This window comes from Vibrio sp. F13 (genome assembly GCF_020806305.2).
In the GTDB taxonomy this organism is placed as follows: domain Bacteria; phylum Pseudomonadota; class Gammaproteobacteria; order Enterobacterales; family Vibrionaceae; genus Vibrio; species Vibrio crassostreae_C.
Genome location: NZ_CP170175.1, coordinates 546,891 through 561,953, shown reverse-complemented (window position 1 = coordinate 561,953; position 15,063 = coordinate 546,891). Strand labels below are relative to the sequence as shown.

The following is a 15,063-nucleotide window of genomic DNA, read 5'->3' as shown; positions in this document are numbered from 1 at the left end:
TTGATTAATCCATAAAATAGATAGAGATCATGCTGAAGATATATAACACGCTCACAAGACAGAAAGAGGAATTCAAACCAATTACAGCTGGCAAAGTCGGTATGTATGTCTGTGGGGTAACCATATACGATCTCTGTCATATTGGTCATGGCCGTACGTTCGTTTCATTTGACGTGGTAACTCGTTACCTGCGTTACCTTGGTTACGATTTGAATTTCGTTCGTAATATCACTGATATCGATGACAAAATCATCAAGCGCGCTAATGAAAACGGCGAGTCTTGTGACTCTCTGACTGAGCGTCTGATCGGTGAAATGCACGCGGACTTCGATGCATTGAACATGAAACGCCCAGATGTTGAGCCTCGTGCGACAGAATACATCACTGAAATCATCGAGCTTGTTGAAAAGCTGATTGAACGTGGTTTCGCATACGTTGCAAGCAACGGCGACGTGATGTTTGAAGTAAAGAAATTCGACGAATACGGTAAGCTTTCAAAGCAAGACCTTGATCAGCTTCAAGCGGGTGCTCGCGTTGATGTTGAATCTGCAAAACGCAGCCCACTAGACTTCGTTCTTTGGAAGATGTCTAAGCCAGGTGAACCTACATGGGAATCGCCATGGGGCCCGGGTCGTCCAGGTTGGCACATCGAATGTTCAGCAATGAACTCGTCTATTCTTGGTAACCACTTCGATATCCACGGTGGTGGTTCAGATCTGCAGTTCCCTCACCACGAAAACGAAATCGCACAGTCTTGCTGCGCGCACGGCACTCAGTATGTAAATACTTGGATGCACAGTGGTATGGTGATGGTAGACAAAGAGAAGATGTCTAAATCACTGGGTAACTTCTTCACTATCCGTGACGTGCTAGCACATTACGATGCTGAAACGGTACGTTACTTCCTAATGTCTGGTCACTACCGTAGCCAGCTAAACTACAGCGAAGATAACCTAAACCAAGCTCGCGCATCACTAGAGCGTCTATACACGTCACTTCGTGGCCTAGACCTTACAGCCGCTCCTGCCGGTGGCGAAGAGTACGTGACTCGATTCTCTACAGCGATGAACGATGATTTCAACACACCTGAAGCTTATTCAGTACTGTTTGAAATGGCTCGTGAAATCAACCGTATCAAGCCTGAAAGCATTGAAAAAGCAAGCGGACTGGGTGCATTGATGCGTGAACTAGCAGACATCATCGGTATTCTTCACCAAGAGCCAGAAGCCTTCCTACAAGGTGATGCGGCAGGTAACGACGACGAAGTGGCTGAAATCGAAGCGTTGATCAAACTGCGTAACGACTCTCGTGCTTCAAAGGATTGGGCAAATGCCGACCTTGCACGTGATAAGCTAAACGAGTTGGGTATTGTTCTGGAAGATGGCCCAGAAGGTACGACTTGGCGTCGTAAGTAAATCTTATAAAAAGGGCTGATTTTCAGCCCTTTTTTCTAGCACGAATTCTCTATTTTCACCTTTTCTATCTTCAACTTTTAATTAACAGGAATATTTCTGTGGCTCAGATGTATTTTTATTACTCGGCAATGAATGCGGGTAAATCAACAACGCTTCTTCAATCTTCATTCAACTACCAAGAACGTGGCATGACGCCAGTGATCTTTACGGCAGCTTTGGACGATCGCTATGGTATCGGTAAAGTGAGCTCACGAATTGGTCTGCAATCTGAAGCTCAGCTGTTTAAAAATGACACCAACATGTTTGATGCGATCAAAAAGCTCAATGAGGAAGAAAAGCGTCATTGTGTTTTGATCGATGAGTGCCAATTTTTATCGAAGGAGCAGGTGTACCAATTAACAGAAGTGGTTGATAAGCTGCACATCCCTGTACTTTGTTACGGCCTACGTACCGATTTCCTGGGTGAACTGTTTGAAGGTAGCCGTTACTTACTGTCTTGGGCAGATAAACTTGTTGAGCTTAAAACAATTTGTCACTGTGGCCGTAAAGCGAACATGGTAATTCGTACCGACGAGCACGGTGTGGCGATTGCTGAGGGCGACCAAGTGGCTATTGGCGGTAACGACAAATACGTTTCTGTTTGCCGTCTGCACTACAAAGAAGCGTTAGGTAAATAAGCAGCTCTATTTGCTAACGCGAAAGAACGAAAAACGGTGACCAAGTGTCACCGTTTTTGTTTATTGGGCCTGTGTTTTGCTTTCTTCCAAGCCGAGCTTTTGTTTTATTTCCTGCCGAGCTTTTACTTTGTTCAAAGTCTAACTTTTGCTTATTCGAAACCGAGCTTCTTCAATGCTTGATAGGCGTGGTCAACGTCGTCGGGGATCGGCATCTCAATCTGAAAGCCTTTCTCTGGGTAGGATTTGATTCGCTCGTAATCAGCAATTAATGCGCCTAACACCATATCTAACGGCAACTCTTCGTTAAAGTAATCATCCCAAGTTTGCCATCGCGACGTCACGGTAATCTCGGAAGTTTCGTCAGGCCATTGTTTACTGAAGGTTGCGTAGGTACGTTTCTCCATGAAGGGCTTCTGAACTAAGGTTAGCCTCTTCGGCGATAACCCTTTTTCTGTCAGCAACTCATGAGTGAATCGTACATTTTCCCCAGTATTTGTTGCGTGTTTCTCTATGATAATGTCAGAGTCAGGCACGCCACAATCTCGTGCGATAGAAGCGAATGTTTCTGCTTCTGAGCGTTCAAAGCTTCTTTCGGTAAAGCGTCCCACACCGCCAGAAAAAACGATGTAAGGCGCGATCTGTTGGTGATAAAGCTCGGCTGCATATTCAGCTACGCGAGTATCGTTGCTACACAATACAAAGATACAGTCGGAAGGCGTAACCTTGTGACCCATCGACATAAAGTTCCAAAGGGTGTCGACTGAGCGATGCAGTTTTATGTTGGGATTTTTGTTAGCAATAGATTGTTCAGTCATGAAGTGCGTCCAGTGTGGATTCGAATTTAAATGAATAACCTAAGTCGAGAATCTTCTTCGAAGAGATTAACTTGTCTGGGGTATCAACAACAGCGGGCAGAGGCTCACTGCTGTTGGCGCTTTTCAGTGCCGCGGCATAAAACTCCGCCTTACTGACTGTATTTGGTGTGGTCACGTTAACTATTTCATTGTGCAGTTGACTGATAGCGAAATCGACAGCACCAATTGCATCATCAAGGTGCAGCATGTTGGCTGGAGCTTGAGTGCTGACTTGTTTTAACTTGCTTGCGAAGCGTGATGGGTGACGGCTTGGGCCGATTAAGCCACTAAAGCGAAGAATGGTGTAGTCGATACCGGAATCAATCACTGACTGTTCAGCTTGCAGCATGATTCGTGCGTTATCGGAAAATAAAGACGCGTGCTCGTTATCTGAGGTCGAAAGAGGGAGTGATGCATCCAGCTCGTTCAGCACACCCGGCTTAGTTGGGTATACCGTAGTTGAACTAACCATAATGAGCTTTTTAATGTTGGCCTTTTGGCATGCATTGGTGAGTTGCTGCCAGTAGTCGGCATACTCTTGTCCTGCTCCTTTTCTAAAGCCAGGAGGGAAGCTGCCAATCACAATTTCAGTGTTGTTTTCGAGTAACAATGAATAGAGTCGCCCGATAGTCTGTTGTGGATCGGATGAATCAAAGCTAAACACTTCACATGGAATTTGTTCGCTACCAATGGCATCTGCTCCCGCTTGGGTCGTTTTCGTGACCACTACTCGGTTACCATGTTTTTCTAAATGTTCAGATAAAGGTGCACCTACCCATCCTGCACCGACAATAAATATAGAAGCCATGTGTTCCTCACAACTGCAAATGACGAATTTACAATAAGCCTAACAAAGCTTTGCCCAAAAATGAAAAAACTCCACGGCCGAAGCAAGTGGAGTTTTTACTAGAACAATGGAGCTTTAGTTTAGTACGCGAAGAAGCTTGTCTGCGCGCTCTGCCATCTCGATACCTTCATCTGTTAGGTAACCGCCGTCTGGCTGAGTACAAAGGTTTTTTTCGAATAGGCGCTTAACAGCGTCTTGAGTTTCTTGAGCTGCCTCTTGATGGACTTTAATTCCAGTAGCTGCACTACTTACATCAAATTGAAGAAGGAGGTTTAAATCAGCAATATGTTCAGCGTTGTACTTCATAATTGACCTATATATTCATAACGTTCTCTACCTTCACCTTAGTGCGCATTCTCGGCTCAGGCAATAGCAAATAAAGAGAATTGATAAGTGATACCAAATTGATTGATTAATCATCGAGTGATGAGTTTATTTTGGTTATATTGGGTGATTTGCACCCACTTAAATCATCAGTGATGTTTATTGCTAAGTGGTTGTAATATATTGTGACTAGAAATAATTTGCATTGAGCGAATATTGTATAAAAAGGATATGCATAAGTGAGAGCGAACAAAGTAGCATTAACGATCAGTATGCTATTTGCTATCTCAGGTTGTCAAAGTACACCCTCAGAGCAGACAGACGCGAACCAAACCACAAACAACAATAATGAATCGACAATAGAGGTCCGTTCATTTCAGTCTGTCCAAAGCGTTTACTCCGAATGGGAAGTTAAGCTTGAAGACCATGCTCAATTGTCTCTCTATGCACCAGAGAATTACAATGAACTATTAGACGCATGGGATGATGCTGAAAGCATTTATGCGGACTTACTTAAAGACGAAACTCGGATAACCAAGAGTTACTCCATTTTTTCGAGCCTAACTTACGCTGAAGCCTTCGATGAAAAAATCGCTTTGATCAAATCAAACTATGACTCGATCTTAGTGTTAAAGAAGAAGGCTGATCGAGTACTCGCGGATTCGATTGTCCAAATGGATTACCTGAAGTTTCTTGGCGCAGATACCATGTTTACCTCGAGCTACAAACGTTTGTATTCAGAATACAGCGAGTTGTTCGAGTATGTGCTGGTCGATGAGCTTGAAGACGCTCAAGAAGCGCAGGTGGAATTTCTTAACAATGCTCGCTTACTAGAAGTTAAAGTGGCGCATAAGAAATACATCGAACCTTTGAAGAACGAATTAGAGTTCTTGGAAGATGAAGATTTCGATGACGTTGTTCCACTGACGTTTGCTAAAGCGGCATCTCAAATTGCTTTGGCAGAAAGCCAAGTGAAAGCCAGTCCCCGTGAAAAGTCTATCATTGAAGACGCAGTTCACGCTGCGGAGTTCGAATTAAACCACGTACGCAGTGTTGCTCATGAAGTCAAAGTGCTGGCGAGCGTAAAAGGCGACCAGTTCGAACAGTCGGTTTTGAATGCAGAGAACCAGTTATTGAGCATTTCACGAGTGGTTAATGATGAAGATCACCGTGATGTTGTATTGCGCCTTCAGTCTCAAAAAATTGTAGCGAGTGTTAAAGCGCTGAAAGGCTCAGACATGACGGCGTCATTAAAGTCAGAGATTAAAACTTTGACTGAACGACTCGCTAAGTTAGAAAGTGAGAATCAGAAACAAACACAGAAATTGGTTGAAGCGACCAAGCACAGTGAGTTGCTCGGTGAGCAGATTACCAAGAGTGATGCTCACATTAAAAGCTTAGAAGAGTTAGTGGATAGTTTGAAAAGCTTAGGTGGCAAAGTGGCCAACGAAAGTGACTCTGATGTGATGTCCTCAGCTGTTGAATCTACTCTAGAGGATTCAACCCTAGAACAATCATCAGAAGAAGTGATTGAACCTTCGGTTTAGCATCACTAATTTCTTTATTTGTGATTGAGTTAAAAGCGCCTTAGGGCGCTTTTTTACGTTCTGTTGATCTATGTCAAAATCTAGAAATAAAAGCGCTCTGTGAGCCATTTTAGTGTACGTTATTCTTTTATTTTTAACGTAACTTGTTGATATTTATAGATGTGTTATTTTCTATGCTGATAACTAATCATTCAGCATAGTTTTCTTTTTACTACTAAAGTCGTATGAATTTTGAATAACTTGGGCTATTTCCTTTCCACAAGGTTGTGGGAGGTATTTTGAGTCCCAAATAGCTCTTGAATTCAGAAATGAAAGAGAGGATTATCGCGCTCCCGACAACATGTTTCAAAATGTAAATCATCATGAATCTAAACCAATTTGACTCATTATTACCGCCACAAATGGCTGAGCGCGCTGCAGATATTGGCGTAGGTAAAGCAACCAAAGATCCAACCAAATCTTTTCTCCTAGCGATTTCAGCTGGCATACATATCGGTATTGCGTTTGTGTTCTACACAATTGTAACCACTGGCGCTGGTGATTTACCTTGGGGTATTACTCGCGTCCTAGGTGGCCTTGCATTTAGCTTGGGCCTAATCCTCGTTGTTGTTACTGGCGGTGAACTATTTACCAGTTCGGTGCTCACTCTTGTTGCTCGTGCAAGTGGCAAGATTAGCTGGGGAACCCTAGTAAAGAACTGGGCGACCGTTTATATCGGTAACCTTATTGGTGCTTTATTGCTAGTGGCATGCATGCTTCTGACTAAACAGTACATGTTCGACCATGGGCAAGTGGGTTTGAATGCCATGGCCATCTCTCAGCACAAAATGCACCATGGTTTTATCCAAGCTATCGCGCTTGGCATCATGTGTAACGTATTGGTTTGTATCGCGGTATGGATGACGTTTAGTGGACGAACACTGACTGACAAAATTGCAGTACTGATTTTACCTGTCGCGATGTTTGTATCATCGGGCTTTGAGCACTGTATTGCGAATATGTTCCAAGTGCCTTTAGCTATCGGTATCAAAACATTTGCTCCAACTGAATTCTGGACAATGACAGGGGCTAATCCAGCAGACTATGTTGACCTAAACATGATGGACTTTCTGATGAACAACTTGCTGCCCGTTACTATCGGTAACATCATCGGCGGCGGTATCTTTGTTGGCATGTGGTATTGGTTGATTTATTTACGCGATTAATAAAGATGGCGGATCAACAAAGCTTGTGTGACTAGCTCAGTGACAAGATTAGTTAAAGCTCAGAGTGGAAACATTGAACTGACTTATGACATTTACAAGACGGCCTGCATTGCAGGCCGTTTTTTATTTGTGGAAAACTTACTCGTTGAATTCTTAAATTATCATTTGAACGCTTAACAACGCAGTTCTGCACGTGTGTATATGTCTTTGAAATCACCCAAGGATCAATGGCAATGATCTTTGCGCGAGCCGAAATGGACAAAAAAGGATCTATATTGATTTGGTTATCCACAATTTCTGTGGATAACCTGTATCAAATTCAGTGAGTAACCAGATCTAAGATGAGTCGGGAGGTTATTTTGAAGGCTGTATTTGAGCGAGAACTCGCCCTTCTTTGGTCAGAGAAGTCTTTAACGATAGGTGAAGTGCAAGCGCTAAGGAGCAGCTCATCATCACGAAAATAGCCAACATGATCATCAGTTGATACTTAATCGCGATCATTGGTGAAGCACCCCCTAAGATTTGTCCTGTCATCATTCCTGGTAGCGTTACCAAGCCTGTGGTTGCCATTGAGGCCATAATAGGAGACATCGCTTTCTGTATAGCATTACGCACAAAAGGCGCTGCAGCATAGGAAGGAGAGGCACCTAAAGCGATAGCCGCTTCGTACTCTGATTTCTGCGTTTCAAAAGCACCGAACAAGTTCTGCAATGCCACGATGTTACTGCTTAAGCTATTACCTAACAGCATCCCTGCAATAGGGATTAAGTACTGTGCGTTAAAAACCGGTGTTGGTTTAATGATGAATAAGCAGATAAACAAGACAATGGGTACACAGGTTACCGCTAGGCTCACAGCGACTGGGACTAACAAGAGGTTTCGGGGTAACTTGGACTTTTCAACAATCGAGCTTGCCCCAACGATAATCATCGTAAATAACCACAGTAAATTGACCCACAAGCTATTCAAAGTGAACAGGTATTCTAGGTAGAGGCCAACCAGAAATAGCTGAACAGTCATGCGAATGATGCTGATAGAAGCCTCTTTGCCAAGGCCAAGTTTTAGCTTGTAGTTGATTACAATTGGCAGCAAGAGAAGTGAACTGAAAAACAATAATTGCCACCAAGATATATCAATAACGTCTTGCATAATGCTTCCTTTTAATAAGGCTTCTATCATATATGAAAGTGCCAAATGATGCATTTCAACTGCAAAGTCATCGATTCGAAAAACGATCAATAATTTAACAATCAAACCACAAAATATTGGTTTTTTGAGGCATTTTTGGCTACTACTTAGTAGGTAAAACGTTAAAATTGGTTACAATACGGTTGCGCAGGTGTTGGAATTTAACATTTGTGAAATATACTTAATTCTTCACATTTGTTAATACTTTTTAATAACTTTGTTTAACTAAAAACAACTTTGGATGAGCTCAAAAAAGTATTGATTAGCAAGGGTTATAACGGGAGATTTGATTGAACCCTACTTTAAGTATGGTCTAAAATTTGTCGTTAGATACTTAAGAACTTTAGCCCCATAGAATGGGTTACTCGAAATTACTAAATACAAAATAGGCAAAATGTATGAGTGATGTTAATAAAATTGAAACTAGCGAAAAACATTCGCTGGAGTGGAAGTCTTTCCTCTTCATCGCGGTGGTTCTCTTCCCAATATTAAGTGTGGCTTTTGTAGGCGGTTACGGCTTCCTAGTTTGGGCACTGCAAGTGTTTGTATTCGGACCTCCAGGTGCTCACGGCGGCATGTAATGCCCTCTAAGTAACAACATTTTTTAAAATCAATATTTAAGAGAGCTAAACATGAAATCATTTTTAGTTAAATTATGGCGCACAATGACTCGCCCAGCAGTACACATCAGTCTTGGTGTACTAACTATGGGTGGCTTTATCGCCGGTGTTATTTTCTGGGGCGGTTTTAACACAGCTCTAGAGCACACAAATACAGAAGAATTCTGTGTAAGCTGTCACACCATGCGTGACAACGTATACGTAGAACTACAAGAAACGGTTCACTGGAAAAACACTTCTGGTGTACGTGCTACTTGTCCTGACTGTCACGTTCCACATGAATGGACAGCAAAAATCGCTCGTAAGATGCAAGCTTCTAAAGAAGTATTCGCTCAAGTATTTGGTGACCTAGATACGCCTGAGAAATTCGAAGCTCGTCGTATCGAACTGGCTAAACACGAATGGGATCGCTTCTCTTCGAACAAATCTCTAGAGTGTAAAAACTGCCACAACTACGATTCAATGGATTTCGAAAACATGCGCCCAACAGCGCGTATCCAGATGAAGAACGCGGCAGAGCGTGATCAAAGCTGTGTTGACTGTCACAAAGGTATTGCTCACAACCTTCCATTAGATATGGCATCAGCGAGCGGTATTGTTGGCGAGCTAGAAAACGTAGCAAGCAGCACATCTTACGCAAATGGTTCAGACGTGATCTCTATTCGTCACCTACCAATGTACACAGATGAAACAGCTGAAGTTGAAGCGGGTCTATTAAGCCCTGCAAGTAAAGTTGCGGTTATCGACGAAAAAGGCGACATGATCAAGATTCAAATCGACGGTTGGCGTAAAGCGAAAGGCTTCGGACGTGTAATCCAAGAAGACTTCGGTATGAACATCTCAACTGCAATCTTGACGAAAGAAGTATCTCAAAGTGACGTTATCACTGTTGGTGAGAAGAAAGAAGATGAGCTTACTGGCCTTCCTTGGGAAGAAGTTAACCTAGCACTTTGGATGAAGAAAGAGTCTATGGTTGATAACTTCGATCCAATCTGGAACGCAGCGGGTCAAGCGTACCAATCTAACTGTTCAACGTGTCACTCACAGCCAGATGAAGCTCACTTCAGCGCTAACGGTTGGGTAGGCATGCTAGATGGTATGATTGCATTCGTTAACTTCGATACAGATACAGAAGCACTGGTTCTTAAGTATCTACAGAAGCACTCATCAGATTTTTCTGAAGGCCATCACTAATAAGACGTCAATTGGAGTAACACAATGGCAATTACAAGAAGAAGTTTTCTGAAAGGTGTCGCTACTACAAGTGCGGCATCGGTTATCGGTCCAAGCTTATTGGCGTCGGCATCAGCGTCTGCAGCAGAAACAGACGGTGCGTGGAAAGTCTCTGGTTCTCACTGGGGTGCATTCCGAGCTCGTGTTTATGCGGGTAAAGTACAAGAAATTAAACCTCTAGAAATCGATCAACACCCAACTGAGATGTTGAAAGGTATTAAAGGTATTATCTACAGCCCATCACGTGTGCGTTACCCAATGGTTCGCCTAGATTGGTTGAAGAAGCATAAATACAGCGCAGACACGCGTGGTAACAACCGTTTTATTCGTGTGACTTGGGATGAGGCACTAGACCTTGTTTACCGCGAGCTAGAGCGCGTACAGAAAGATTACGGTCCATGGGCGCTTCACACAGGTCAAACTGGTTGGAGACAAACGGGTCAGTTCCACAGCTGTACTAACCACATGCAACGTGCAATGGCACTTCACGGTTACTCTGTGAAGAAAATCGGTGACTACTCAACAGGTGCTGGTCAAACGATCATGCCTTACGTGTTAGGTTCTACTGAAGTTTACGCACAAGGTACATCTTGGGAACTTATCCTAGAAAACAGTGACAACATTGTTCTTTGGGGTAACGATCCAGTTAAAAACCTTCAAGTAGGTTGGACATGTGAGACTCACGAGTCGTTCGCATACCTAGAACAGCTGAAAGAAAAAGTTGCTAAGAAAGAGATCAACGTTGTTTCTGTTGACCCTGTTAAAAACAAAACAGGTCGTTACCTAGAAAACGAGCAAATGTACATCAACCCACAAACTGATGTGGCGTTCATGCTTGGTGTTGCTCACGTTCTTTACAACGAAGGCCTATACGACAAGAAGTTCATCGAAACTTACTGTCTAGGTTTTGAAGATTTCATCAAGTACGTTCAAGGTGAAACGAAAGACAGAGTTGAGAAGACGCCAGAATGGGCTTCTGCTATCTGTGGCGCAAGCGCGGACTCTATTCGTGACTTCGCTAAGATGCTGGTTAACGGTCGTACACAGATTCTTGTTGGTTGGAGTATCCAACGTCAAGAGCACGGTGAACAGCCTTACTGGATGTGTGCAGTTATCGCAGCAATGGTTGGCCAAATTGGTCTTCCGGGCGGTGGTATCTCTTACGGTCACCACTACTCTGGTATCGGTGTATCTTCAACTGGCTTCGCTGCTCCGGGTTCATTCCCGCTGAACATCGACAAAGGTCAATCGCCTAAGCACACTAACACTGATTACAACGGTTACAGCCGCGTAATCCCTGTTGCTCGTTGGGTAGATAGCCTGTTAGAGCCAGGTAAGAAGATCAAAGCAAACGGCGCAACAGTGACACTGCCTGACATCAAGATGATGGTATTCAGTGGTAACAACCCGTGGCACCACCACCAAGATCGCAACAAGATGCGTAAAGCATTCAAGAGCCTACAAACTGTAGTGGCTGTTGATTTCGCTTGGACTGCAACTTGTCGTCACTCTGATATTGTTCTTCCAGCTTGTACTCAGTGGGAACGTAACGATATCGATGGTTACGGCGCGTACTCTGGCCGTGGTTTGATCGCAATGCACAAGCTAGTGGATCCTCTGTTCCAGTCTAAGACTGACTTCGAGATCATGTCTAGCCTAACTAAGCGTTGGGGTCGTTACGACGATTACACGCGTGGTATGGACGAAATGCAGTGGGTTAAATCTCTGTACGACGAATGTCGCGCATCAAACGAAGGTAGCTTCGAAATGCCTGAGTTTGCTGAGTTCTGGGAGAAAGGTTTCCTAGACTTCGGCAAAGGTAAGCCATGGACTCGTCACGCTTCATTCCGTGAAGATCCAGAGATCAACGCACTAGGCACGCCTTCTGGTTTCATCGAAATCACAAGCCGTACTGTTGGCAACATGGGTTACGAGCACTGTCAAGAACACCCAATGTGGTTCGAGAAATCTGAACGTTCACACGGTGGTCCAGGCTCTGACAAGCACCCGTACTGGCTACAATCTTGTCACCCAGACAAGCGTCTTCACTCTCAGATGTGTGAATCTGAAGAGTGGCGTGCGACTTACGCGGTACAAGGCCGTGAGCCAATCTACATCAACCCAGTAGATGCTAAGAAGAAAGGCATCAAAGATGGCGATGTAGTACGTGTGTTTAACGACCGTGGTCAACTACTAGCAGGTGCTGTTCTAATGGATAGCTACGCTCCTGGTGTTGTTCGTATCGAAGAAGGTGCTTGGTACGGTCCGATCAACGAGAAAGTGGGCGCGCTAGATACATACGGCGATCCAAACACACTGACTCAAGATATCGGTACGTCTGAACTTGCTCAAGCAACGTCAGCAAACACATGTTTGGTTGATTTCGAGAAGTTCCAAGGCAAACTGCCTCCAGTAACTTCATTCGGTGGTCCAATCGAAGTTTCTTAAGTCTTGTCTTAAGAACCAAGATTAAAGCTTGAATTAAAGCCCCTGTAAGCACTCTTACAGGGGCTTTTTGTATTTTTGATATCAGTGTTGGTGTTTCTAAATAAGCATTATACAGGGCTAATTGAGGGCGTTTTTGAGACAGGCTGTAACGCGCTGTTTGAGAGAGGTGGTATAAGCAGTGAAGCAGGAAGGGAATGTAAAAAGAACCTGTGGAAAGACTTAAGCAGGCGGAAACAAAAAGGCCGATACAAAGTACCGACCTTACAGAAGCCTATGGAGTTAACTCTACTCAAGTTAGATCTCAAATATAAACCAGTAGCTATAAGCACAGATTAGTGCGGGCACACTAGAGTATAAGGTCGCGACCAGTGCCGCTTTGGGAGCCATCGCAATCGCAGGGAATAGCGCGTCACCATCATTTGAAATTGCGTTACCTACCTGAGCCGAAAGTGGCAGGGCGCCTGAAAGGTATAAGCTAGTGACCAATAATTGCGGTCCACAGCCCGGTAGCAAACCCATCAACACGCCAGCCAGGGGGAGCATGATCCCCCAACTTGAGAATAGCGTCGCAAAATCCACATTTGCTAGCACAGAACCAAATTCGAAGAAAAGAAAGGCAACCACAACCCACGCTGTCACAAAGTTGGTGTCTTGAGCGGTTTTTTGCAGTGGATGTGAGCCTAAACATTTTTCATCTTCACTTACTGCTGATTTGTAATCTTCAATTTCCCGAGTGAGGCCCCATAGAAACATCGAGCTAATCAATAAAATTGTTCCCGCCCATTCCATCGACATTTCAGGCAACGCGAGTAACTCATTCACATCCACTTGAAAAGAGCCAAGTAGGGCAACCGCAGCACCTGGAATAATGAGTACAGACCATAGATAGCCTTGTAGGTTGATCGCTTTTTTCGATACTGCTTCTTTGTCTTGAGATTGAGAAGCACAGCTGCTCACCGCTTCATTTTTCTCTGCTTTTTTTGGGCGTAAGAAGTCGTCTGCGTGAAACAAGTTAATGATTCGACCTGACGCAGTTCCGACAATCACGCCCATCGCTATCATGGCTAAACCAGTCTTGGGCTCGCTTGCAATGAGCAGGAAGGCCGCATCACCCATGGTTGAGACGAGCACAGCAACAACTGCGCCGAATCCGAGTTTGCCCGAGATAAATTGTGTGGTAACCACGATCGCACCGCCACAGCCGGGTAGCGCCCCCATAAGTGCAGCGAATACAACTTGGTTTGAACGGGATTGATGGACGAGCTTGTTGAAGACGTTATCTTTGTTGATATACAGGCTTAACCCGTGGTAAATCGCTAAGGTCAAAGCAACATAACAAGACACTGCCCAAAAGGCGTCTGACAAGGTAGTGACCGTCAATTCTCGCGTGGCAGGCGCCATAACTAAAGCTGCAAGTGAGATAGGTAAAAGCAGGCGCTTAAAGGACAGTGAAAACTGAGTTGTTTTCGCAGCACTACTGCTTGGCAAAAAAGAGATTAGTCGATCCATAGGTGTTACTCAAAATTTAGTGGCTTAAGATAAATATATACGAATGATAATAATTATCAATTGCATTCGTTGTTTTTTTATCTATTGTTACTATTGGCTAAACCCACGAAACATGACCAATCTAAAAAAATGAGGTAAAGTATGGCTAATAAAGAGAGGCTCTAAAGGTAGAGTCATAATTGTTAGTGTAATAGGAAGAAACATGATTTTAGTTGTTGGTCACAAAAACCCTGATAGTGACAGTATTTGTAGTGCGTTAGTTGCAACTGAGCTTCTTAAGGCTCGTGGCGAGGAAGCGACACCAATTCGCCAAGGCGAGATCAACCGCGAAACTCAACACATTCTAGAAGTCGCTGGTGCTGAAAAGCCAGAGCTTCGTACTTCTGTTGCTGGTGAGAAAATCTGGCTAGTAGACTACTCAGATCTAGCACAAGCACCAGATGATGTTGCTGATGCAGAGATCGTAGGTATTGTTGATCACCACCGTCTAGGCGACGTGATGACAGTAAACCCAATGGAAGCTTGGATCTGGCCTGTTGGTTGTACAAACACTGTACTTTTCAACATGTTCAAGATTGAAGGTCACGCAATCTCTCAACAAATCGCTAAACTAATGATGTCTGCAATTCTTTCAGACACAGTTGGTTTCGCTTCTCCAACATGTACTCAAAAAGACAAAGACGCGGTTGCTGAGCTTGCTAAAATTGCTGGCGTAACTGACGTTGATGCATTCATCAAAGCGCTTCTAATCGCAAAAACAAACATCGAAGGCCTATCTGCTGCACAGCTAGTAGAAAAAGACCTTAAAGGCTACCCATTCAACGGTCGTGATGTTGTTGTTGGTCAAGTTGAACTTGCGACTCTTGAGCAAGTAGACGGCATGATCGAAGCGCTAGAAGCTGATCTTGAAGAGCGTTGTGAGAAAGACGGTCTAGCGTTCGCTGCGGTAATGCTAACAGATATCACTACTGCTCAAACTCGTCTTCTATACAAAGGTGAGTGGGCTGAGAAATTGGTTAAGCACGAGAAAGGCGGCGTATTAATGATGGAAAATACACTAAGCCGTAAGAAGCAAGGCTGGCCTTGGCTACAAGGTGAGCTTGTTTAATCAAGTCGCTTAATATTAAACGCCTGCTTATTTAGCAGGCGTTTTTCTTTGAAGTAGACTTTCTTCTTCATCGATAATGTTTGAAGTT

Annotated in this window: 13 protein-coding genes; 8 read left to right on the top strand and 5 right to left on the bottom strand. The window is 43.9% G+C overall.

The window, feature by feature from the left end:
* Positions 1 to 29: 29 nt before the first annotated feature.
* Together cysS and LMH68_RS02510 are read left to right on the top strand one after the other, a co-directional pair.
* Positions 30 to 1,415: a cysteine--tRNA ligase gene (cysS, locus tag LMH68_RS02515; RefSeq protein ID WP_017060276.1), complete on the top strand. Its 1,386-nt coding sequence runs from the start codon at positions 30 to 32 to the stop codon at positions 1,413 to 1,415.
* 98 nt (positions 1,416 to 1,513) lie between these two features.
* Positions 1,514 to 2,092: a thymidine kinase gene (locus tag LMH68_RS02510; RefSeq protein WP_017060277.1), complete on the top strand. Its 579-nt coding sequence runs from the start codon at positions 1,514 to 1,516 to the stop codon at positions 2,090 to 2,092.
* Positions 2,093 to 2,241: 149 nt separating this feature from the next.
* Here LMH68_RS02510 and LMH68_RS02505 read toward each other — a convergent pair whose 3' ends face one another.
* The 3 genes from LMH68_RS02505 to LMH68_RS02495 all read right to left on the bottom strand — a co-directional run bounded on the left by LMH68_RS02505 (position 2,242) and on the right by LMH68_RS02495 (position 4,099).
* On the bottom strand, positions 2,242 to 2,907 hold the full coding sequence (locus LMH68_RS02505) for a YdcF family protein (protein ID WP_032545711.1): 666 nt from the start codon (positions 2,905 to 2,907) through the stop codon (positions 2,242 to 2,244).
* On the bottom strand, positions 2,900 to 3,754 hold the full coding sequence (locus LMH68_RS02500; protein WP_017060279.1) for an NAD(P)H-binding protein: 855 nt from the start codon (positions 3,752 to 3,754) through the stop codon (positions 2,900 to 2,902). Before LMH68_RS02500 ends, LMH68_RS02505 begins: the two co-directional genes overlap by 8 nt.
* Before the next feature lie 114 nt (positions 3,755 to 3,868).
* Positions 3,869 to 4,099 (bottom strand): TIGR02647 family protein, encoded by a 231-nt coding sequence (locus LMH68_RS02495; protein WP_017060280.1) that lies wholly within the window; start codon positions 4,097 to 4,099, stop codon positions 3,869 to 3,871.
* A 257-nt stretch (positions 4,100 to 4,356) separates the two neighbouring features.
* Here LMH68_RS02495 and LMH68_RS02490 point away from each other — a divergent pair, with 257 nt between their 5' ends.
* Entirely contained in the window at positions 4,357 to 5,664 is a 1,308-nt protein-coding gene (locus tag LMH68_RS02490; RefSeq protein WP_229647179.1) for an ATPase, read from the top strand.
* Positions 5,665 to 6,026: 362 nt separating this feature from the next.
* Positions 6,027 to 6,869: a formate transporter FocA gene (gene focA, locus LMH68_RS02485; RefSeq protein WP_065583873.1), complete on the top strand. Its 843-nt coding sequence runs from the start codon at positions 6,027 to 6,029 to the stop codon at positions 6,867 to 6,869.
* Positions 6,870 to 7,223: 354 nt separating this feature from the next.
* On the opposite strand, the gene LMH68_RS02480 is transcribed toward focA, so the two are convergent.
* On the bottom strand, positions 7,224 to 8,018 hold the full coding sequence (locus tag LMH68_RS02480; RefSeq protein WP_102332942.1) for an ABC transporter permease: 795 nt from the start codon (positions 8,016 to 8,018) through the stop codon (positions 7,224 to 7,226).
* 437 nt (positions 8,019 to 8,455) lie between these two features.
* Between LMH68_RS02480 and torE the strand changes: the two genes are divergently transcribed.
* From torE to torA, 3 genes are read left to right on the top strand one after another with little or no spacing between them, the layout of a single operon-like run.
* A complete protein-coding gene (gene torE / locus LMH68_RS02475) occupies positions 8,456 to 8,638 on the top strand; it encodes a trimethylamine N-oxide reductase system protein TorE (RefSeq protein WP_017060298.1) in 183 nt (60 codons plus the stop codon).
* Positions 8,639 to 8,689: 51 nt separating this feature from the next.
* The gene (gene torC / locus LMH68_RS02470) at positions 8,690 to 9,871 is read left to right on the top strand and encodes a pentaheme c-type cytochrome TorC (protein WP_017060299.1); all 1,182 of its coding nucleotides are present in this window, start codon (positions 8,690 to 8,692) and stop codon (positions 9,869 to 9,871) included.
* A 24-nt stretch (positions 9,872 to 9,895) separates the two neighbouring features.
* The gene (gene torA, locus LMH68_RS02465) at positions 9,896 to 12,358 is read left to right on the top strand and encodes a trimethylamine-N-oxide reductase TorA (protein WP_017067667.1); all 2,463 of its coding nucleotides are present in this window, start codon (positions 9,896 to 9,898) and stop codon (positions 12,356 to 12,358) included.
* Positions 12,359 to 12,652: 294 nt separating this feature from the next.
* Here the strand turns inward: torA and LMH68_RS02460 are convergent, their stop codons facing one another.
* A complete protein-coding gene (locus LMH68_RS02460; protein WP_229647180.1) occupies positions 12,653 to 13,867 on the bottom strand; it encodes a putative manganese transporter in 1,215 nt (404 codons plus the stop codon).
* Between the two features lie 202 nt (positions 13,868 to 14,069).
* Between LMH68_RS02460 and LMH68_RS02455 the strand changes: the two genes are divergently transcribed.
* Entirely contained in the window at positions 14,070 to 14,975 is a 906-nt protein-coding gene (locus LMH68_RS02455) for a manganese-dependent inorganic pyrophosphatase (RefSeq protein WP_229647181.1), read from the top strand.
* Positions 14,976 to 15,063: the final 88 nt, after the last annotated feature.

Coding starts and splice junctions, on each gene's coding strand:
- cysS (WP_017060276.1), top strand. CDS start 30: ATGCTGAAGATATATAACACGCTCACAAGACAGAAAGAGGAATTCAAA.
- LMH68_RS02505 (WP_032545711.1), bottom strand. CDS start 2,907: ATGACTGAACAATCTATTGCTAACAAAAATCCCAACATAAAACTGCAT.
- LMH68_RS02500 (WP_017060279.1), bottom strand. CDS start 3,754: ATGGCTTCTATATTTATTGTCGGTGCAGGATGGGTAGGTGCACCTTTA.
- LMH68_RS02495 (WP_017060280.1), bottom strand. CDS start 4,099: ATGAAGTACAACGCTGAACATATTGCTGATTTAAACCTCCTTCTTCAA.
- focA (WP_065583873.1), top strand. CDS start 6,027: ATGAATCTAAACCAATTTGACTCATTATTACCGCCACAAATGGCTGAG.
- LMH68_RS02480 (WP_102332942.1), bottom strand. CDS start 8,018: ATGCAAGACGTTATTGATATATCTTGGTGGCAATTATTGTTTTTCAGT.
- torE (WP_017060298.1), top strand. CDS start 8,456: ATGAGTGATGTTAATAAAATTGAAACTAGCGAAAAACATTCGCTGGAG.
- torC (WP_017060299.1), top strand. CDS start 8,690: ATGAAATCATTTTTAGTTAAATTATGGCGCACAATGACTCGCCCAGCA.
- torA (WP_017067667.1), top strand. CDS start 9,896: ATGGCAATTACAAGAAGAAGTTTTCTGAAAGGTGTCGCTACTACAAGT.
- LMH68_RS02460 (WP_229647180.1), bottom strand. CDS start 13,867: ATGGATCGACTAATCTCTTTTTTGCCAAGCAGTAGTGCTGCGAAAACA.
- LMH68_RS02455 (WP_229647181.1), top strand. CDS start 14,070: ATGATTTTAGTTGTTGGTCACAAAAACCCTGATAGTGACAGTATTTGT.